Origin of the sequence: Thermicanus aegyptius DSM 12793 (assembly GCF_000510645.1) — a bacterium.
GTDB lineage: Bacteria > Bacillota > Bacilli > Thermicanales > Thermicanaceae > Thermicanus > Thermicanus aegyptius.
In genome coordinates this window covers 867,780-888,878 of sequence record NZ_KI783301.1, presented here as the reverse complement: position 1 = coordinate 888,878, position 21,099 = coordinate 867,780, and the positions used below count along the sequence as shown (strand labels likewise).

Sequence of the window (21,099 nt, the reverse complement as noted above, 5' to 3'; positions counted from 1 at the left end):
AACTAGGGTCGACACTGCATAATCCATGAACTTTTAAAGTTATTGCAGTTTAGGCCTATCTATCCTCATATAAACGATTTACAGCGATGTGAGCGCAACTTCTTCCTTTTGGTCTGAAAAGTGACGTTTATACAAGGCGAGGAAGGTAAGATAGGTGCCAAGGGCGCTTAGACCGATAAAGAGGAAGAGCACATCAGCATTGTGCCACATGAAATCGTAATTGCCGCTCGATATGACCGCTTTAAATCCGGCGACGGAATAGGTCATCGGCAGCCAGGGATTGATCGCTTGCAACGCGTTGGGAATCACCTCCAGCGGGAACGTCCCGGCGCTGCTCGTCAATTGCAAGATCAAAATCAGGATCGCGATGAAGCGGCCCGGATTATTCAACAAGGTCACCCAGAATTGAATCATCGCAACAAAGGCAAGGCTGGTGATGATGCTAAACAGGTAAAAGAGGGGAACGCTTTTTACATGAACGCCCAATCCGTAAAGGATGACCATATCGGCGATCAGCGCCTGGATGACGCCGATGAGGGAAAAGGTGAGAAACTTCCCGATAAACCAGCTGAAGGCCGACTTCGGTCTTACGGGAGGAATCCGTAAGGACAAAATGATGGTTAAGATGAGCGCCCCCACATACAGACCAAGGGAAAGGAAATAGGGCGAAAAGCCGGTTCCATAATTGGGGACTTCGGTATACTTGGTGACATTTAACCGAATGGGATCGGAAAACATGGTGGTATTTTCCTTGTCGGTATAGATCCCGCCCATTTCTCCGTTCGCTTCGCTCAATTTGTTCTTAAGGGTCATCATGCCCTCCCTGAGGGTGATTAAACCTTGGGAGAGATCTTTTGAACCCAGGGTTAATTTTTGGGCGCCGTCGGTTAATCCTTCGGCCCCTTTCGCCAATTGTTGAAGCCCGGCATTTAATCCGACGGTTCCCTGGAGAAGGGATGCTGCTCCCTGATGCAGCTGATCAACCCCCTTCTTCGATTCTTCCAATTTGCTCTGAAAGGCTCCCATCCCTTGAATGATCGCTTTTTCCCCTTGAAGAAGCTGTTGGGAAGCCGAAGAGAGCTGTTCTTCTCCCTGCTTTAACTGGGTGAGCCCTCCTGCCAGACGTTTCGTATTTTCAACCAAGGCGTAGAAGTTGGGGTCCTTGGAGAGCAATCCGCTCGCTTTTCCGTATTGCTCCAAAGCTTGGGCCAATTGTTGCGCCCCTGCCTCCGTTTCGGCGAGACGGGTCGTAAATTCCTCCATTCCCCCGTTCAACCGGACGATTCCGCTTTCGATCTCTTTCGACCCCTCCTGCAACTTTCCATGCCCTTCCGCCAATTGTTGAATCCCCGTGGAGAGCCGGCCGATCCCGTCGTTTAGCTTTTTCGCACCCGACTGGAGTGAGACACCGCCCTGTTCCACCTTAGAAATTCCTTCTTGTAAAGAAAAGCTTCCCTGAGAAAGAGACGCTAAATTTTGATAAAGCGTCTCGGATCCACTCTCAGCCTTCTGCGAACCGTCCGCCAGTTCCCCAGCACCGCCGGAGGCTTGATCCAGACCATCGGCGAGAGCCGTCAGTTTCTCAAACATGGTCTCCGTATAGTTCTCGGTTACATTGGACGCGATCTCTGCTTTTATCTTCTCCATCGCGCTCTCTCCGATCTGGGCGGCCAGAAAATTAAAGCTTTCATTGGGAATGTAACGAATCTCTGCGGCCATGGGGTGATCGGTTAAGACGGTGGTGGCCCGCTCGGAAAAATCCTCCGGGATTTCCACGAGCATATAATATTTGTTCTCCTTAAGGCCTTTCTCACCTTCCGCCGAATCGACGAAATTCCAGTTAAACTTGGGGTTTTCCTTTAATTTTTGAATCAGATCGTTTCCGATCTCAAGACGTTCCCCTTGAAACGTGGCCCCCTTATCCAGATTGACCACCGCCACCGGAAGACGATCCATCCTCGCATAAGGATCCCAAAAAGCCCAGAGAAACATGGAGCTGTAAAGGACCGGGATCAAGATGACGGCTATAACGGAGATGAGGAGCTTACGATCCGACAAAATGGAAAAGATCTCTTTCCCAAAAAGCTTAAATCCTCTCATCTTTCCACCCCTATCAAACGTTATGACCAATCTTCTCATTTAGTCATTTGGTGTGAAAAAAATTAAACCGTTCTCAACCCCTTGATAAAGTAGAGGTAAAAAAGCTCCGCGATTTTTTCTTTGGATAACGGCTCATGATTTTGTTCCCATTCAAAGATCAGGGCAATATAGAGCTTAAGAATCACGAAGGCGGTAAGCTCCGGATCGCAGGGCTTGATCCATCCTTTGTCCATACTCTTTTGGATCTCACCCTTCAGAAAAGATAAAACCGTCTCCTCCACTTTGCGCATCGCCTCTTGGGCTGCAGGAGTTCTCATCTCTTTCACTTCCTGGGAGAGCTTAATCGTCAGTTCATGATTGCGCCGAAAATCCAACACCCGATAAATCGCCCGGTGAATGTTCTCATAAAAGGGCTTCTCAGGATCAAAGGATTCCCTCGCCACTTCCTTGATCTCTTCAATGATGGACTGTACGATTTCGTTAAAAAGCTCCTCTTTGCTTGCAAAAAAAAGATAGATGGTCCCCTTCCCCACATTGGCCGCGCTGGCAACCTGATCCATGGTCGTCGCTTTATACCCGAAAAGGGAAAACGTTTTTTTGGCGGCCTCCAAAATTTTCGCCTTACGATCTATTCCCATCAGAATCCCTTCCTACACCGAAATGACTAAATGACGAAAATGGTCATATGTTATTTCACCACGAGAAGTATATCATCTTCTTCAGGAGATGGCAAGAAAAAATTCAGGAGATGGCAGGATATGGAAAGAAAAAAGTTGTTATGCGATGTATTGTTTTGCAATAATGGCGCCCGTAAGCTCAACGGAAATCATGTTACTACGGAGAGATGTTTATGATGCCTTTCGCCACCTTTAACGTGGGATATCGGGCCATGACGGTCGGCACCTCTTCCAGGGCAAATCGATGGCTGATGAGGGGAGCGGTCCGCACAGCCCCCTGTTTTACCAGGGAGATGGCCTCCTGATGGGTATAGGGATTGATAAAAGAACCGCTGATCTTAAGTTCCTTGCTAAAAATCTGATAAGGCGAGACGGAAATCTCCAGGTTAGGATCGGAGACGCCGAAGAGGAGAATCTGGCCTCCTTTTTTCGCCCTGCGGAAGGCTTCTTCCATGCTCTCCTTCCTTCCCACGCACTCAATCACCACATCAAAGAGTTCGTCCCCAGGAAGATCGCCGGGCGCCACCACCCGATCCGCGCCTAAAGAGCGAAGGAGAGGATGTTTCTCGACGACCGGTTCGCTCACCACGGCGGGAGAAGCACCCCATCTCTTCAGCAATTGGAGAAAAAGCTGCCCGATAAATCCCCCGCCCACGATCAAAACCGACATGCCGGGGAAGAGGTTAATCTTCTTCAATCCATGCAAAACACATCCGAGGGGCTCAATCAGGGCGCCCTCTTCATCGGAAATCTCGTCGGGCAGCGGGTAACAATTGGCGGCAGGGACGGCGGCAAATTCCGCCATGCCGCCGTTTCGCGTCACCCCGATGGCCTCCAGATTCTCGCAGAGATGGGGGTCGCCGCGGCGGCAATACTCGCATTCCCCGCAATAAATGTTGGGATCGATGGCAACCCGATCTCCTGCCTTGAGATTCCGTACGCCTTCTCCCACTTCTACCACCAGCCCGGAACATTCATGACCAAGGATCATGGGGGGGAGCACCTCCGCCGAGCCCGGGTGTCCATGGTAAATGTGCTGATCGGTGCCGCATATGCCGCATGCCTTCATCCTGACCAACACCTCGTTCCTCCCCGGATGTGGTCTTTCCATCTCTACAACTTCCATCTTTTCTTTCCCCTGAAAAAGGACGGCCTTCATTCGATGCGGGTTCGGATCACACCGTCTGATGAACAGGAGTTCCGAACCCTCCCTCCTTTCTATTTTTAAGCTCTCCCTCTTGTGACTTCCTTTGGTTACTTCTTTTGGATGCTTCCTTTGGTTACTTCTTTTGGATGCTTTCTCTGGTTACTTCCTTTGGTTTCTGCCTCCCGCAGCTTCTTCTCGATGCCTCCCATTATTGCTTTCTCTCTAGTGATTTTTCCTCATTGCTTCTTCTCATTTTTTCTCCCGTTTCTTTCTCCCGTCGTGCCTCCCCTGTTGCTCCCTCTTGGTACATCTTTCTTTCTCCCCTTCCGTTCATGGCGGTCACGGAGAGGGTTTTCCAGGGGATGGGGCAGTCCCTTCCTTCCACTTTCACCTTCTTCACCTCTCCGGGAAGAAGATCAAAGAAATTATCCTCCATGACGATGTGGGGACCGTCCAATTCCACCATCACCATGCGGGCCAAGAAATCGGTGGAGATGGTGATCTCGTTTCGCCGCTCGTCCACCACCACTTCGAGATGCGCCGGAGGGAGCTCAAGATCCTTCTGGTCCCGGAAATAGCCCCTGTTCTCCCCGGCTCTTCCCTCCCTGGAGCGAAGAACCATCACCGACTTATCCGGGGAAAATCCCCTGAGCACCTCCGCCTCGGGAAGGGAGGCGACCCGCACCGCCGACAGGGGAGGAACAGTGACGTCCCATTCCCCCCTGCGCTCCCATCTTCCGTGAAAATCGTAAAGGAGAAACTCCAGGTGGTCCTCATAATCCTCCCTCCGATCATTCACTACCCAGAGGCGGACCTCCTGTCCGGGGCGATGTTCGATGGAGAGAAGGACGGGAGCGAAGAACTTCCGGGCATAGTAGTAGGAGGCTTTGGGCAAAAAAGAATAGTCGATGAGGGACCAGCTGGTTCCCGGCCAAGCGTCGTTCAGCTGCCAGATCAAAGCACCGGATGTGACCGGGCGATTCCTGCGGTAATGTTCCACGCCGTACTTCAGCCCCTCCGCCTGGGTAAGCATGGAGAAGCGGATATACTGCTCCAGATCCTTCGGGACTCCCGTGTACCCTTCCATGAGAAGGATCCCCTTCTCATGGTGAAGATCCTTGTTCCGGTACGCCATCTCTTCGCTTCCCCAGTACAACCGGGAGGGAGGCACATACTGTTTTAAGGTAAAGCGGTTGGCGGAAGCATGCATGCCGAATTCACTGACGAAGCGGGAAGAGTCTTTTGCATAATTCTTAAAAGAAACCCCTTCCACGCTGTAGTTGACGCGCTGGAGTTCTCCAAAACGTCGGGGTTCCACATTCCCGTGCCACACCTGCCAGTTATGGGTATCCCCCTCTTCCCTGGAATTATGGTCGTTTCCCCCATAGGGAGAACTGGGCCAATAGAGCCGGGAAGGATCTAATTCCGCCAGGAGGGCGGGGATCAACTCATGGTAGATCTTCTCGCCGTAGAAAGGCGTCGTAATCTCGCCGTTTGACTTCAGCGCCTCATAGAGCCAGTCATTTTCATTGTTGCCGCACCAGAGGGCAAGGGAAGCCCGATTCCGGAGTCGTTTCACGTTCTCGCGGATCTCCTCCTTCACCGTCTCCATAAATTCCCGGTTGTAATCGGGATAGAGGGCACAGGCAAACATGAAATCCTGCCAAACGAGGATTCCCAGCCGGTCGCATTCCTCGTAGAAAAGATCCTTCTCATACATCCCCCCTCCCCAGACACGAAGCATGTTCATGTTCCCTTCCTTAACCAACCGGAGGAGCGCCCGATAACGGGTGTCGGGGACGGAGGCGGGAAAGCTGTCGATGGGAACCCAGTTGGCTCCCTTTGCAAAGAGGGGAACCCCGTTTAACACAAAGGTAAACCGGGATTCACCTCCTTCCGATTGCTCTTCCACATACAGGGTCCGGATCCCGAAGGGCTGCTCATAACGGTCGATCTTCTCCCCCTGGCGATACAGGGAGATCGCTAGCTGATAGAGGAAAGGCTCTCCCAAATCATGGGTCCACCAACGTTTCGGATGGGGGACTTGGAAGAGGAGGCTGCTCTTCCCCTTAACCACAGGGTATCTCCGGGAAAGAAGTCTTTCCCCGTCGGAAAGGCATACCTCCCATTCCATCCCGTTAATCTCTTCCTCCGTGGCCGGTCTTCCTCCCCTTCCCATCACTTCCAGATCGATGGATAACGAAGCCTCCTCCTCGGTTAAGGAGAGCGTCCTCACATAAGGGGAATCCATATAGGCATAAGAGCGTTTCTTCAAGTGCACCTCTCCAATAATGCCGATGTTGATTAGGCGTGGGCCCCAATCCCATCCAAATTGGGATTGGGTCTTGCGGGTCCAGATCCGCTCCTTGCTAAACCCGGACCAGTACTCTTTGGTTTTTTCCTTCACATGGAGGGAGAGGGGGTCAAATTTCACCGCCAGCCAATTCCTCCCTTTCCGCAACTCCCGGGTCACTTCAAAGGAGTAGGAGCGAAACATATTATCCGTCCGCCCCAATTCCACCCCGTTTAAATAAATGGTGGCATACAGATCAAGCCCCGTAAAGAGAAGTTCCATCCACTCTCCCTGAGACAACTCCTCCTCCCATTGGAAAGAGGTGCGATACCACCAGACCCGTTCTTCGATCCATCTGCACTTCTGATCGTTGTGCCCATAGAAGGGATCCTCAATCACTCCATTCATCTTAAGAATTGAATGAATATCCCCAGGCACTTTGGCCCGGATCCAGGTGGTGTCGGGAAAATCCGGCAAAGCCACCTCCAAATCCCGCGCTTCCCCCACGGAAAAATCCCTGATCCTCCAATTTTGATCGATCTTCATCTCTCTCACCTGTCTTTACTCATACTGCTGCCCTTTCTTTATTCGTCTGCACAGGGGAGAAATGCTTTCTTCCCATGATCCTGTACATACCCGAATGGATACTCCCGACAACAACCTTCCATGTGCATTCCATTAGCTCACCTCAATGCACATTCCTACTTCATCCTATTCGTAACAAGAGGTTCACGAGTAAACCCCGGACGAAAGGGAATCAAGGATTTCCGCCAGGCTAAACTCGGCCAAAGCCATGGATTGATCGGCCACTCCGTAATAGAGGCGAATGCGGTCCCCCTCCACCAAGGCTCCGCAGGAGAAAACGACGTTGGCAAAAAATCCGTTTACCTCATACGCCGCTTCCGGTTTCAAGATAGGCTCCTCGGAACGGGCGATCACCTTCGCAGGATCGTGAAGATCGAGGAGAACGGCGCCCATGGAGTAACGATCTTTCTGATCGGCTCCATGGTAGAGTTCAAGCCACCCTTGCTCCGTCTTGATGGGGACCGCACCGCCGCCGATCCGGCGACTATCCCAACTTCCTTTCCTTAAACCGAATAGGTGGCGATGGTTTCCCCAATGGAAGAGATCGGGCGATTCGGCAATCCAGATCTCCGGATCGCCAACTCCTTTGGGAACCGGACGGTGCAAAGCATAATATTTGCCACCGATCTTCTCGGGAAAGAGAATCACATCCTTGTTCTCCGGGGCAAAGATCATCCCATGGCGGGTGATGGTGACAAAATCCTTGGTAGAGACGAGCACTTCCCCAATCCCCTTTGGAGAAACCACGCTAAAATAGATGTAATAGATCTCCCCAATCTGGGTAACCCGTGGATCTTCAATCCCGAAACTCTCCAAGGGCGTGGAAGGATAGACCAAAGGATTCTCGGCGATGGAAAAATGATAACCATCCTTGCTCCGTGCCAGCCGCAGGTAAGAAAGGGAGGTGAGATACGCAAGCTGGCCTGTGGACCGATCCCTGATCACCCTGGGATCCGAATAATCATACCGTTCGTCATCAAGGCGGAAATCAAAGACGTGAACCCGTCCCTCTTTCGCATCAAATACCGGTGCTTTCACAATGGCAGGGTCATCACTTTTGGGCCGCTCCGCCACCCTGAGGACGAGGAGAACCTCCCCGTTATAGCGAGCTACCCCCGCATTAAAGGCGCCAATCACTTCAAACCCTTCATGATATGGTTTCACCATTTCCGGAGTAATGATGGGATTCTCTAAATATCTCTCCACTCTCATCCGTCGTTCCTCCTACCTTTCAAAAATGAGAAAAGGATCTTGAATCAGAAGCATTTGCGCGCCGGCATCGCTGATTCCGGCATAGAGAATCGCCGTCCCGTCTCCATTCCGGACAATCCCCCCGCTAAACACGACATCTACCAAATCCGGTCGTTTTGCAGGGCCTTCGAAGAAATCCCTGCGCTCCGCAATGACATGAATCGGAGAAGTGGCATGAGTCATAGGATCCAGGGAGAAGACCATCGGATAGTAATGACGACCCCCCTCCTCATCAAAGCGAGCGATATGGCCCAATACGCCGATCAGGCCATTTGTAAGCAAATGGGGTTCGTTCGGACCTCCCCATTCCTCATCGAGGAATTGATCGGATAGAAGAGGCGCCTCTACGATGATCTCCTCACTTAAAGCTTTCAGAGAAGGAATGGTGGTAAACCCGATCTTTCCCCTTCCTCCCTTCTCGCCCTGGGGACGGGTGAGAATCCCTACCGAACCATCCCGGAGTTGGACCAACCGGAGATCCTTCATCCCCTGGGGCCCCTCGAAGAAAGGATGAAGATCCCGTATATTCTTTCCTTTATACAAAACCGTCCTCCACCATAGTTCGCCCCGACGGGTAGGATGGGGGTACGTTTTAACTCCTCCGAAGATCAGCTGACCTCCAATGCGTGTAAAGAAGGGATCCTGCAAGGGGAAAGAAGGGGAACCCACCCGGGGGATCCATTCCCCCTGCCGATTCACAAAGAAGAGAACCTCAGACTCTTCACTTTCCCTTCTCTCCACCCTTCCTGCGATCACGATCTCCCCTTCATCCTCAAAGGGAGCGGTAATGTTATATACGTCCCTTTCCCCAACCCCCGTAAACTCTAGAGGGAAAGCCTGCCTTTTTTCCCCTCTTTTGCGCATTTCCTCCACCAGTTCCCGGCATCCCTTCCTCATTGAATTTACCATGTTTTTCCTCCTCGTCTTTCCATCTGTTCTTTTTTCCATCGATTCCCTGGATCCGTTTTAACAATTCTTTTCATCCTCCATTACCGGGAACCATATCTTTGCTCGCGGATTTCACCGCCTCATTCCGGTTCTCGACCGTTCAGATAATCAATCACCACACCGTTGATGATGCGTTTCCCATCCACTTCTTCTTCTGCTCGATTCACTCCTGCAGGGATGAGAACGATCACCCTGGCCGAGCGGGGAAGAATCTCAAGTCTATATTCTCCTTTTTGTCCCTTTGCGATATAACGATGATCTTTGAGATCATACAGATCAAAAACCTCCCCTTCCGTCCCCACAAGAATCGACTTCTTTTCCTCCCATGGGTTGAAATAAAGATACGTGGGAAAGGTCCGGTTCTCCAGGAAGTCGGTCTTAACCACGTCCAGCTTAAGGATATAGGGGTCATCCGTAGGCTGTATCAGTTCGCCAAGCCACAAGGTATAGGCCCCGCCATAAATGGAGCGGTGCCCATAGAAATCTCCTGTAGCATACGGGATCTCTCCCTTTTCCTCTCGATGAAGAGCCTCATAGGGGATCTCCACCCCCAGATCGGGCCTACTTTGGGCCTTATCCTTCATAAAATCAGAGAAGAATAGTCGGGCATTGGCGGAAAGATGGAGAGCATACGATGCGATTGCCTCGGCAAACCGGGGCTCATAGCGGACGACCGGCAGAAGATAAGGAAGAAGAATAAAGGACTCCAGGCTGTATGCCATCCGGGATGACTCCTGCCGGGAAAAGCCCCGCCAACCCCGCATCAGGCCATAAATCTCCTGATTTCCCCAAACGCCCACCAAAAGGCTTCCTTCCTCAAAATCTAGTGCGAAGCGCAAAATCTTCTCCAGATTGATCTCTTCTCCTTGGGCATAGAGGCGGGCGGCCGCCAGGCAGGCCATGGCTTGGCTTGGAATCTCATACCATGGATTTCGTTCAAACGATTGGTAAAGGTGAATGGCTTTGAGGGCTTCCTCTCTAAATTCCAGGTCATGGAAAAGCTCGAATCCCAACTCCATCAGGTAGGCATATCCGCCAATCGCATCCGGCTGGCGATACTCCTCACGTAAGGTAAAGGGCTTTCCGTTGGCAAAATCGTACCCTTGGTCATTAAAATCGTAATTCACATCCTGGGCCAATTTCATTAAGCGACCAAGGCTCAGGCGAACCTTATCAACCGCGTTTTTATTTCCCCGAAATGAATGCTTCACCAACTGGGCGGCAAGGGCATTCACAAGCATTAAATACCAATATTCGGACTGGGTATCCTTCTCTCCATTCATAAAGATCCCGATCTCCTCATTGAAATAATCGAGGAGGGAAGGAAGATATGGATCGATCCGTTCCCCACGTAAGGCGAGTCCCATCCACAAACCTCCGTTTGTGATCAGTTCATGCCCTCTCCCTTCCATGAAGGCGGTAAAATGGAAATTTCCTTTCTCATTTCGTTCGGTTATCCCCTCCGGCCTCCCGATGAGATACCGGAAAAGGCGATCGGCTAATCCTCTCCAATCAATGGGAGGCGTCGCAGGGCGGAAGGGAAAAACATCGGTCGCCGGCAAGTTTCCTTTCTTCTGTTTCTCCATCTTTATTCTCCCCTTCGCTGTAGCTTTTTCTTTTTTTCCTTAATCCTTAAGTCCCGTAAACGTGATTCCCTCAATGAAATACCTCTGGGCGAGGAAGAAGAGAACCAGGATCGGCAAAGCAACCAGGATGGACATGGCCATCAGGTAATTCCATTGGGGTTGTTCGTTAACCCCACCCATGAAGAAATACATGCCCAGATTCAGCGTGTATTTATTCATGTCGGTCAGATAGATGAGGGGACCAAGGAAGTCGTTCCAATATCCGCGGAAGGTGAATATCCCCACCGCCAAAAGAGCCGGCTTAATTTGTGGCAGCATCACGTAGAAGAAGGTTTGTATCGGCCCTGCCCCATCAATCTCCGCCGCATCGTCCAATTCCCGGGGGACACTTAAGAAAAACTGGCGCAGCAAAAAAATGTAGAAAGGACCCCAGGCCGTCCACGCCCGCAACACGAGGGGATCAAACTCACCCACCAAACCGAGCTTTTGCCAGATGAGATAGGTGGGGATCAAGGTGACATGAAAAGGCAACATCATGGTGGCGAGGAGAATGAAAAAGATGAGATCTCGCCCCGGGAAACGGAAGCGGGCAAAGCCGTAAGCCACCAACGTTTCACTGATGATTTCTGCAGACATCCCCAAAGCGACAACGAAAATCGTGTTAAGGAGAAAATGATTAAATGGCATCGCATTCCACGCATCGGCAAAGTTGTTCCACCGGGGCGGATCCGGAATCCAGTCCGGAGGCCAGGTGAAAATGTCCCCTTCCGGCTTTAACGCGGTGGATAGCATCCAGAAGAACGGGATCAAGATAATCATGCCTAAGAAAATAACCGTGGTATAGATCAGAACGCGTTTAAAACGTCTTCTCCCTGCAAATCCCATATCGATTCCTCCTATCTCTTCACTTCCGCTTCATAGTGTACCCACGCCGGTGAAGAACGGAATACGAGAAGCGTAAGGATGAGAATGATGATGAAAAGGACCCACGCAATGGCCGATGCCTCTCCCATGTGCAGCTGGGTAAATCCCCTTTCGTAGACCAATTGGTTCATAAATTTCCCCGCGGCGGAAGTGGGCCGAACAAACATGGCCACCGTGAAAATCTGCAATGCCCCGATCATTCCCATCACCACCTGCAAGAGAATCACCGGGGAGATCTGGGGAATCGTAACATGGATAAACTTGGCGAACCCGCTCGCTCCATCGATCTCTGCCGCCTCATAAAGACTCCTGGATACCCCTTGGAGGGCGGCAAGGAAGATGACCGTGTTGGTCCCGAAAATCCCCCAGACACTCATGATGACAAAGGCGGGAATCACATAGTGGGGATCGCCGAACCAGTCCGGTTTTCCCAAACCAAAGAATGTGAGGACAGGGGATAGGAGGTAATTCATAATCCCGGACTCGCTGTTAAAGATCCAACGCCATAGGAGAGCAACCGCCACCTCCGGCAAAATGGCAGGGAGATAGTAGATGGTCCGGAAAATCCCAATCCCTTTTATTCGGTTATTGAGAAGCATCGCCACCAATAAAGCCCCGATCACCCCAATAGGAAGGGTTAAGCCCGCATAAAGGAGCGTGATGCGAACAGAGGGCCAAAACTCCAGGTCCTTCGTAAATAGAAAGAGGTAATTCTGTAATCCAACAAAACGGGGCGTGCCAAAGATGCTGTACTCCGTAAAGCTGAGATATAAGGAATAAAAGAGTGGAAATGCCGTGAAGATGAGAAAACCGACAAGCCACGGGGAGATGAGGGCAAACCCTACCGCCGCTTTCTTTTGCCAACCCATTTTTCGAAACAACCAATAAAGAAAGAGCGATATGGCAAGCAGAACGACGGGAGTAGCCAACCATCGGAGAAATGTGGCCATATAGGAGGACATGCTTAACCCCTCTTTCCGTTCAAGATTTCCTGTTCCCTGGATTTAGCCAAGTGAAGAGAAAAGGGAGGCATCTCGTTTGCCTCCCCCTCCCTTTTCGCTCAGCCTGTTCCATATCTTTATTTCGCTCTTTGCAAAACCGCATCCAATTGGGGTTTTACTTTGGGGACCAGCTTTGTCGGATCTCCCTTTGCATTTACGATCGGATCCATGAGTTGCGTCCAGAAGATGTTATCCCAATCGGGGTAGTTGGTAAAGTAACGATAAGAAGTGGCATAATTCATCGACTTCACGATGGCATCCAGGGAATGGGCCTTTTCCGGATGAAGTTTTTGGAGTGTCTGAGTGTCGGCCAGCGATTTCCGTGGCGGCATGATCTTCCAATGATGAATCGCATCGGTCAAATCTAACAGGGCTTGAAATGCAGCATCGGGATTTTTCGTCTTCGCATTAATGCCCATCCCGAGAATATCCCCAAAGGTGGCATGAATGCCCGTCGGACCTGCAGGCACCTCAAAGGCTTGCGATTTAAACTTAACATCCCAGTCCAGGGAATCGGCGGCGCCTCCCATAAACATGGCCACCTGCTGGTTCTTGTACATGGCGTCAAAGCCTCGATCCCGAATCAATTGCTGGGAAGGAACGTAAGGACTGTTTACCAAGTCCGCATAAAACTTAAACGCCTCCATCGCTTTGGGGGAATCGATGGGAGATTGGCTGAAATCTTCCGCGATCACTTCCCCGCCGTTCTGCCAGATAAACATCTGCACAGGCGGCCATCCATTCAACGTAAAGCCCCACTGCTTTATATTCTTCGCATCAAATCCGTTCTCACCCGGATGTTTTCCGTTCACATCCACCGTCAGCTTCTTGGCGGCATCCAGGAAGGTGTCCCATGTCCAGTTGGCGTCGGGATAGGGCACATTTGCCTTATCAAAGAGATCTTTATTCACGTAGAGCATGACCGGCTGCTCCAGCCAGGGAAGCCCGTAGATTTTGCCTTTATTGGTGAAGGGTTTTAAAGAGTTCTCAAAGTAATCGTCGGTCTTTGCCGCCGGATGGTCCGATTTAGCCAACCGATCCGTAATATCCAACATGGCCCCTTGAGCTGCAAACTGGGCTGCCCGCTGGGCACTCACCCAAAAGAGGTCAGGGCCGGAAGCGCCCGATAATTGGGTAATGATGCGGGTATCGTATTCGGCAGGGTTTGAATCCTGTACGATCGTATAGGTGGTGGACTTCTTGTTCAAATCATCCAAGATGGCCTGCAACTGCTTTGCTTCCTCGGCTCCCGCCCATGTGGAGAGGCGGATCTCCACCTTCTGGGCCGTTTGATTCGTGCTTTTATCATTCTGGTTTTGTCCCCCTTGATTGGTACCGCTCGCACAAGCGGAAAGGAGTATGGACAACAAGAAGAAGACCGCAACAAATAAGGATAGCTTTTTTCTCATGATCTTTCTTTCCCCCTTTTTTTATCAACCGATCATCAGAAGGTCCGCACATATCATTTCACAAATGTCAATTTTTATGCTTGACTTTTCTCTCCGTGCCGCCTCCTTTCCCCAACTCTTTCCCTTTACATCCCTACCTTTCATCCCATTCCAGAGTGACTCCCCCTTTAAGACCCTGCTCATTCCGGATGACAAATACTACAGTTAGGGATGACAAATAACTTTTGTAATCTTTACTACAGCGCTTTCAATCATCTTACAAATAGATTATAAATCTGTATTTTTCACTTGTCAATCCGTTCGTAAAAAATGATTACAAGAGATTTTATGCATTGTTCATCCATCCGTCTTGTAATGAATGAATCTTAGAGAGGCAGGGCGCCATGGTAAAGATCTTTACTTTTTTTTCATCATCGGATATAGTTATTTTGTAACGTTACAAATTTTTTTGATTTCATCTACACCATCCCCGGGAAGGAAGAAAGCAAAGATGAAAAAACGGGTAACCATGCAGGATATCGCTAATCGCCTCAACCTCTCCAAAAATACGGTTTCCCAAGCGCTATCAGGTAAACCTGGGGTAAGCGAAGAGACAAGACGACTCATCGAGAAAACGGCGGAGGAAATGGGGTATTCCTACCATAAATATAAAAGAAGCTCTGTTGCAAGCGGTAAGGGAAACATCGGACTCATCGCTTCGGACTTTGCTTTCTCATTTAAGGATTTCTTTGGGGAGATCTATCTTGCCATCGAAGAGGAGACCCGTAAGCAAGGATTAAACCTCCTCATTCAATCGATCAATAAGGAGGCGAGAGATCATTTCTCCCTCCCTGCCTTTATCGAAGAAAAAACGGTGGATGGAATCCTCATTCTTTCCCACATCACCAACGCCTACATCCAAAAGGTGATTTCCCAGGGGATTCCGGTCGTTACGGTGGATCACCACGACCCATCCATCGACGCCGATGCCGTGTTGACCAATAACCGTTTTGGGGCTTATACTGCCGTAGAACATCTCATTCAAATGGGACATAAGGACATTGCCTTCATCGGGGAGATTAACCTTTCGCCCAGCTATCAAGAAAGACTAGAAGGATATCGACTCGCCCTACAGAAACACGGAATACAGGAAAACCCCGATTTCTTCCACATCGACGTAAAGGATGAAGAAGAATTTGTTGAGAAGGCGTTATCCTCTCTCTCCTCATTCCCATCCGCTTGGTTTTGTGCGAATGATCGGTTAGGTTTTCTGGTGGTCTCATCCCTGCAAAAAAGGGGAATCGCCGTCCCGGATCAGGTCTCCGTCGTCAGCTTCGACAACGGCCTGTTATCCCGCCTATCCACGCCAAAAATAACCTCTGTAGATATTGATCTCCGTCTGTTTGGAAGAAAATCTGTGGAACAACTCCTCTGGCGCATCAATCATCCCCATGAACCTCACGTCGAGATTCTCCTCCCTACAAAACTGATCCGGCGGGAATCGGTGTCCATGTATAAAAAATAAGCCTTCCGAGAAGCTGCGCCCAGCTTCTTCTTTTTTGCACGAATTTAATTGAGAAATTTTTGGTGGGCGAATAGAAAAAATTGTGAACCGCAAGATTTGACAATGTAGTTTTTGCAGATTTATTTGCTGATATGTTACGTAATTGTATTTGTTTATATTCCGGCACCTTTTCTTTCTTTGATGTCTGCGATATGCTTTACTTTCAACTCTTCGCTTACATTGGAGAACGGCTTCAACAAATCAAAAATTTGTTGAAGCTCCGCGCTTGAGTAAACGGGACCGCTTTCCCGGGTTAGTTTTTCGATCATATTTTTTAATCGGTTCCTTTTAATCACCCTTACATGTTCTGATGTATAACTAACATTCTTCAGCTCGCAGCGAACGCTAAACACGATAAGAGAGAAATATCGTCGTATGGGAAGTCCTTTCTCTTCCAAGATCTTAAAGAGATACTTTAAATGCATTTCATTTTGTTTAATCGGATTATAAAACTTATTTTTTGACCGCTGATTCAAGGTTTGCATCCAATAACGGTCTTCCTCTTTGCCGAATATCCAGCCACTGTAATTTTTCGACTCAATCACATAAAGACCGGTTTCATGCAACATGATTACATCTATTTCCGTCGTTTTGTCATCGTCTGTACCTTTAGGTATGTAGACATTAGTTAGGATATGTTTCTCCCCTTTAATTCTTTCCAACATGGAGAAGATCAAATATTCCCCATAGTAACCTTGATTTAAGCGCATCTTAAAATAAGAGATTCCGGACACCTTTTTATATGGGCTCTTTTCAAAGGAGCGCTTATCCAGAATAATATAGACAGCCAGAAAAAGCAGGAAGAGAACAAAAACAAATAGGAATGGATAAAAAACCGGCAAAAAAAGTTGAAAGAAATCAATTTTAACCAACTTAGCATCTCCTTTCTTAAACAATGTACTATACTCCGTGACACGCCACACGCCAAAAAGCGGGGATCCTAAGGAACAACCCCCGCCGCCGAAGTTTTGCCTAGCACACAAGCCACTCCTGTTTATCTCACGTGTCAGGAATGTTCTCAATATAAGATCTCATAAAATTGAAAAAAAGTAAAGAAAAAATTGCCGTTTTTGCATGCACAAAAGTCATGTTACGCATCAGACGGGTAACATGACTTGCATGGTAAGAATATTTTTTCCCTCACCGCATTCGTCTGCTCTCCAAATTTCTCAAAGATGAATGCTCATCTGCCTAGCTCGGCTCTCTTCTCCCGTTCGAAGCCAAGATACCGGGTTCCCTGGAAGGTGAGCTTTCCCACGTCTCCCTCCGCGATCATCCCATATTCCCGGCCACTCACCTTAAATTCCAGGCGGTCTCCGCTCTCCACTTCAAACGTAACATAATAGGTGGTGGAAGAATGGAAATTGGAATGATCGATGCCGTTATTTGCTTGGGTGTGCGTGTGATGGGAAACATCCGCCCTCTTCCCCACCACCTTTACCGTAACAGAAAGAACGGGCTGGGCATTATTATGCCTCCAAGTGCTAATTCCTTTTACGGCAGCTACCAAAATGGTCACAACCATCAGGGAAAAAATGATCATGAAAAAGACAGGCCCAAATGAAAACATAAAATCTCCAAAAGGATCGTTAAACGGCAACATCGAGACTCCTCCCCTCCCATAAGAAGATCTTTCCTCTACCTCTATGATACGAATCTCCCACTTCGGTTAAACCAAAATGAATCCTTTTGTCTCTTTAATACGCCGGAACTTCTATGACGTTTCATTCTGATCATTCGATCCTTCCTTTTTATCGAACAATGAATAGATTATCGCCAGGATGTTTGTGATATATTCCCCCTTGTTATCATACACTTCTTGTCATGATTTTCCCATTTCAGATCATTAAAACCCTAAGATACCTTCCCCCTTTCCCCCCGCTGCATTTGATACATGCGGTAATATTTCCCCTTCCGCGCCATCAGTTCTTCATGGGTGCCCCGTTCCACGATTTCCCCCCGATCCAGGACCAGGATCTGATCCGCATCTTTGATGGTGGAGAGTCGATGGGCGATGATCAGGGTGGTCCTCCCTTTCTTTACGACCTCCAGGGCCCGCTGGATGATCCCTTCCGTCTCCGTATCGATGTTGGCCGTCGCTTCATCCAGAATAAGGATTGCCGGCTGAAACGCAAGGGCTCGGGCAAAAGAGATGAGCTGTCGCTCTCCCAGGGAGAGAGTGCTTCCCTTCTCCAAAACCGGTTCCTCAACCCCTTTCGGCAGGCGGGCGAAAATCGGGTCTGCCCCCACCTCTTTTAATGCCCACTCCACCCTCTCCTTCGTAATTCTTGGGTCACCCAGGCTTACATTGGAGGAGATGGTTCCGCTGAAGAGGAAGGGGTCCTGCAAGACGATGCCCATAAACCTGCGCAATTCCTGAAGGGTGTAGTTCCGGATATCCACCCCATCGATGGTAATTCTTCCCTTACCCACTTCATAGAAACGAAAGAGAAGATTCATGATGGAGCTCTTCCCGGAGCCGGTGTGTCCCACGAAGGCGACCGTTTCCCCAGGACGAGCTTCGAAGTTTATATCTTTTAATACCCACTCGTCTTTCCGATAAGCAAACCATACATGTTCGAAGCGAATATGTCCTTCCGGACGAGAAATCTCTCCCTCTTTCACGTCCACCCCTTCCTCATCCATCAGCCGAAAAACCCGCTCGGCGGATACGTTTGCCGTCTCCATGTTGGAAAACTGGTTGACGATGCCCTGGATCGGTTGGAAGAGGCGATTCAGATAATCCACATAAGCGTAAAGGGTTCCCAGGCCGATGAACATCTCACCCCGGAAGGAAGCCCCGGCGAAATACCAGATGAAGAGGACGAAAGCCACCTTTTGCAAGATGTTGACCAAATTGAAAGAGGTGAGGGCATTCAGCTTCTGCAGCTTATTCTGATAGGCATAATGCTCCTCATTCATCTTCTCAAACCCGGCCAAGATCTCCTTCTCCCGGCGAAAGGATTGGATAATCCTCATTCCCTGAATCGATTCGTTAATCTTCCCATTGATGTCGCTGATCAGGGAACGGATTTTATGATTATAACGGGAAGCCCATTTCCGATAGAGGATAGCCCAGAGGAAAATGAGCGGCAGAAGGAGGAGGGTGAGCGCGGCCAAACGGCGATCCAGATAGAAGAGGGCACCATAGATGGCAACGAGATAAATCCCCCCTGAAACGAAGTTGCCCAGCACCGTCACATAAAGATCCCGCACCGCCTCCGTATCATTGGTAATCCTGGAGACGATCTTCCCCGCCGGAAGATGATCAAAGAAGGAGACAGGCAACCGATGAATTTGGCGGAATACCTCATTTCTCATCCGTTGAATGATGCGATTGGCGGAAATCTGCAAAAGATACCGTTGCCCAAAGTGAAAGAGGGCGGAGAGGAGAATCAGCCCAAAGTAAAGCAGGGAAAGGCTGAGGAGAGGAGAAACCTCCCGTTGATAGAAACCAGATACTTCCGAACGAACCAAAGGGATTGCAGGGTAGCTCTTCTTCTCCTCTCCCTTTTGAATCACCAGGTTCCCCCCTTCGATTCCCCGTTCCCCATCGAAGGGAATCTTCTCCGGGATGAAATAAATCGCTTTGCCTACCTGCAAGAAGCGAACCTCCCGGCCGTGTTCCATGCCCGGCGCAAGACGGTCGAGACGCTCATAAAACTTTCCTCGAAAAGGGACGGCCCCTTTTACATCCGGTGAAACTTCCACCCATGGTTTCTCGATGCCCAGGATATGGGCGTCGATCATCTCCTTAGCCACCAGCGGGCCTGCCAGTTCTGCAGAGACCGACATGGCGAGCAGGAACAGCCCCAGGAGGAGCGGTCCCTTTAATTGGACGGCATATCGGAATAATCGTCTCCCTGTACGCATCCTTGTTCCTCTCTCTCTTCAAAAGTTTCTTCCAATTTCTGACGATCATACTGTTCTTTATACCAGCCACTCCATTTCAGTAGGTCATGGTGTCTCCCTTCCTCCACCACTTTGCCCTCATCCAGAACGAGAATCCAATCGGCATGCTCCACCGCGGAGAGGCGGTGGGAGGCGATCAGGGTGGTCTTTCCCCGTCTTTCAGACCGCAAGTGGGAGAGGATCTCCGCCTCCGTCCGGGCGTCCACCGCCGAGAGGGCATCATCCAGAATTAAGATTTCAGGATTTAACACGAGGGCCCGGGCGATGGCGATCCTCTGTTTCTGCCCGCCGGAAAGGGAGACTCCTTTCTCTCCCACCACGGTCTTAAGCCCTTGGGGGAGACGCTTCATATCTTCCGATAAGGCGCTCACCTTGAGCACATGTTCCATCATTTCCCAGTAAACTTCCCCCACCCCGAAGGAGATGTTCTCCTCCACCGTTCCGGAAAAGAGGAATTGATCCTGCGGAACGTAGCCGATCCATTTCCGTATCTCTCCCACCGGGATCTCCTGTAACGGAATCCCGTTGATCGACACCTCCCCTTCCCCCAGGGGAAACTCCCGGAGGAACTGCCGGAAAAGGGTCGTCTTCCCGCTGCCCGTCTTTCCCACGACTCCCAGGGTTTCTCCTCTCCGCAGGGTAAAGGAGACGTCCACCAGACTCGGCACGTTCGCGGTGGGATAACGGAACGTGACATGCCGGAAACGAAGCACTTCAGGAGTCGTGATCAACTGGGGTGAAGGGGGATCCTTCACATCGGGTTCCTCCCGGAGCGTTTCCATCACCCGGTCCAGGGAGGCGTTTCCCCTCTGCATCACATTGATAAACTCGCCGATGGCCAGCATGGGCCAGATGGCCATACCGAGGTAGATGTTAAAGCTAACCAAACTCCCGAGTGTCATCTCCTGCTGAGCGACAAGGTACGCTCCATACCCCAAACCGATCAGGTAACTGATCCCCACCAAAATCTTAATCGTCGGCTCAAAAAGGGCATCGATGCGGGCTACCTCTCTATTTTTTTGATAAACCTCTTCCGTTATCTCCTGAAAACGGGCTTCACTCGCCTTTTCCTGCACATAGGCCCGGATCACCCGAATCCCGGTGATGGTCTCCAGGACCTGGTCGTTCATCTTGCCGAAGGAATCCTGCGCCTCCATAAAGCGGGTGTGAATATATTTCCCATAGATCTGAATGAGAACAGCCATGAGCGGAAGGGGGAGAAAGGAAGCCAACGTCAGTTTCCAATGAACGAACAGAATCATCATCACCAAAATGGCCGCCATGAAAAAAATGGAGTCGGCCAAGGTGAGAATGCCAAACCCCGCCGTTGTCGCGATCGCTTTTAAATCATTGGTGGCCCGGGCCATGAGATCCCCGGTTCGGCTCCTCTGGTAAAAAGAGGGAGTGAGTCGCAGGAACTGTTCCATCAGGCGGCTTCGCAACTTCTTTTCCAAAAGAAACGAACCGCCGAAGAGAAGATGTACCCAAAAATAGGAAATGACGTAGCTGGCCAGAGCCAAGCCGATTAAGCCCAGAACGAGCTGCCAAAGAACCGGAGGCGTCACTTTTCCCTGGTGAATGAGATCCACCGCCACACCTATGAGTTGGGGCGGCAACACATCGATCACATCCACCACGACGAGGAGAAAGACCGCCACCGTATACCTCTTCCAATTCTCCTTAAAAAAATCTTTCAATTTAAACAAAACCTCAAACATCCTCT

15 protein-coding genes are annotated in these 21,099 nt (G+C 50.0%); 1 reads left to right on the top strand and 14 read right to left on the bottom strand.

All coding sequences use genetic code 11. The features are described 5' to 3' along the window. Positions 1-78: 78 nt before the first annotated feature. From THEAE_RS0104715 to THEAE_RS0104660, 10 genes are all read right to left on the bottom strand, one after another. On the bottom strand, positions 79-2,100 hold the full coding sequence (locus tag THEAE_RS0104715; protein WP_028986672.1) for a YhgE/Pip domain-containing protein: 2,022 nt from the start codon (positions 2,098-2,100) through the stop codon (positions 79-81). Positions 2,101-2,162: 62 nt separating this feature from the next. Continuing rightward, positions 2,163-2,738, bottom strand: a complete 576-nt coding sequence (locus THEAE_RS0104710) for a TetR/AcrR family transcriptional regulator (protein WP_005586247.1) — start codon at positions 2,736-2,738, stop codon at positions 2,163-2,165. Between the two features lie 196 nt (positions 2,739-2,934). Next, positions 2,935-3,903 (bottom strand): zinc-dependent alcohol dehydrogenase family protein, encoded by a 969-nt coding sequence (locus THEAE_RS0104705; protein ID WP_245605525.1) that lies wholly within the window; start codon positions 3,901-3,903, stop codon positions 2,935-2,937. A gap of 229 nt (positions 3,904-4,132) precedes the next feature. Next, positions 4,133-6,763: a beta-mannosidase gene (locus tag THEAE_RS19955; protein ID WP_039944268.1), complete on the bottom strand. Its 2,631-nt coding sequence runs from the start codon at positions 6,761-6,763 to the stop codon at positions 4,133-4,135. A 183-nt stretch (positions 6,764-6,946) separates the two neighbouring features. Beyond that, positions 6,947-8,014, bottom strand: a complete 1,068-nt coding sequence (locus tag THEAE_RS0104690; RefSeq protein WP_028986670.1) for a BtaManbiosPhlase — start codon at positions 8,012-8,014, stop codon at positions 6,947-6,949. 12 nt (positions 8,015-8,026) lie between these two features. Further along, entirely contained in the window at positions 8,027-8,962 is a 936-nt protein-coding gene (locus tag THEAE_RS0104685; protein WP_005586242.1) for a DUF1861 family protein, read from the bottom strand. Between the two features lie 119 nt (positions 8,963-9,081). Beyond that, the gene (locus THEAE_RS0104675) at positions 9,082-10,587 is read right to left on the bottom strand and encodes a hypothetical protein (RefSeq protein ID WP_005586241.1); all 1,506 of its coding nucleotides are present in this window, start codon (positions 10,585-10,587) and stop codon (positions 9,082-9,084) included. Positions 10,588-10,626: 39 nt separating this feature from the next. Then, complete coding sequence (locus tag THEAE_RS0104670; RefSeq protein WP_005586240.1) at positions 10,627-11,472, bottom strand: carbohydrate ABC transporter permease; 846 nt, start codon at positions 11,470-11,472, stop codon at positions 10,627-10,629. An 11-nt stretch (positions 11,473-11,483) separates the two neighbouring features. Continuing rightward, on the bottom strand, positions 11,484-12,473 hold the full coding sequence (locus THEAE_RS0104665; protein ID WP_005586239.1) for a carbohydrate ABC transporter permease: 990 nt from the start codon (positions 12,471-12,473) through the stop codon (positions 11,484-11,486). 116 nt (positions 12,474-12,589) lie between these two features. Continuing rightward, positions 12,590-13,921 carry an ABC transporter substrate-binding protein gene (locus THEAE_RS0104660; RefSeq protein WP_005586238.1) on the bottom strand — a complete coding sequence of 444 codons (1,332 nt, stop codon included), beginning with the start codon at positions 13,919-13,921 and terminating at the stop codon, positions 12,590-12,592. A 490-nt stretch (positions 13,922-14,411) separates the two neighbouring features. Between THEAE_RS0104660 and THEAE_RS0104650 the strand changes: the two genes are divergently transcribed. After that, positions 14,412-15,425: a LacI family DNA-binding transcriptional regulator gene (locus THEAE_RS0104650; RefSeq protein ID WP_005586237.1), complete on the top strand. Its 1,014-nt coding sequence runs from the start codon at positions 14,412-14,414 to the stop codon at positions 15,423-15,425. A gap of 152 nt (positions 15,426-15,577) precedes the next feature. On the opposite strand, the gene THEAE_RS0104645 is transcribed toward THEAE_RS0104650, so the two are convergent. The 4 genes from THEAE_RS0104645 to THEAE_RS0104630 all read right to left on the bottom strand — a co-directional run bounded on the left by THEAE_RS0104645 (position 15,578) and on the right by THEAE_RS0104630 (position 21,094). Beyond that, a complete protein-coding gene (locus THEAE_RS0104645) occupies positions 15,578-16,336 on the bottom strand; it encodes a nuclease-related domain-containing protein (protein WP_051430744.1) in 759 nt (252 codons plus the stop codon). Positions 16,337-16,647: 311 nt separating this feature from the next. Beyond that, positions 16,648-17,067, bottom strand: a complete 420-nt coding sequence (locus THEAE_RS0104640; protein WP_005586235.1) for a DUF2500 domain-containing protein — start codon at positions 17,065-17,067, stop codon at positions 16,648-16,650. Between the two features lie 251 nt (positions 17,068-17,318). Next, the gene (locus THEAE_RS0104635) at positions 17,319-19,337 is read right to left on the bottom strand and encodes an ABC transporter ATP-binding protein (protein WP_028986667.1); all 2,019 of its coding nucleotides are present in this window, start codon (positions 19,335-19,337) and stop codon (positions 17,319-17,321) included. Next, positions 19,295-21,094 carry an ABC transporter ATP-binding protein gene (locus THEAE_RS0104630; protein ID WP_005586234.1) on the bottom strand — a complete coding sequence of 600 codons (1,800 nt, stop codon included), beginning with the start codon at positions 21,092-21,094 and terminating at the stop codon, positions 19,295-19,297. Before THEAE_RS0104630 ends, THEAE_RS0104635 begins: the two co-directional genes overlap by 43 nt. Positions 21,095-21,099: the final 5 nt, after the last annotated feature.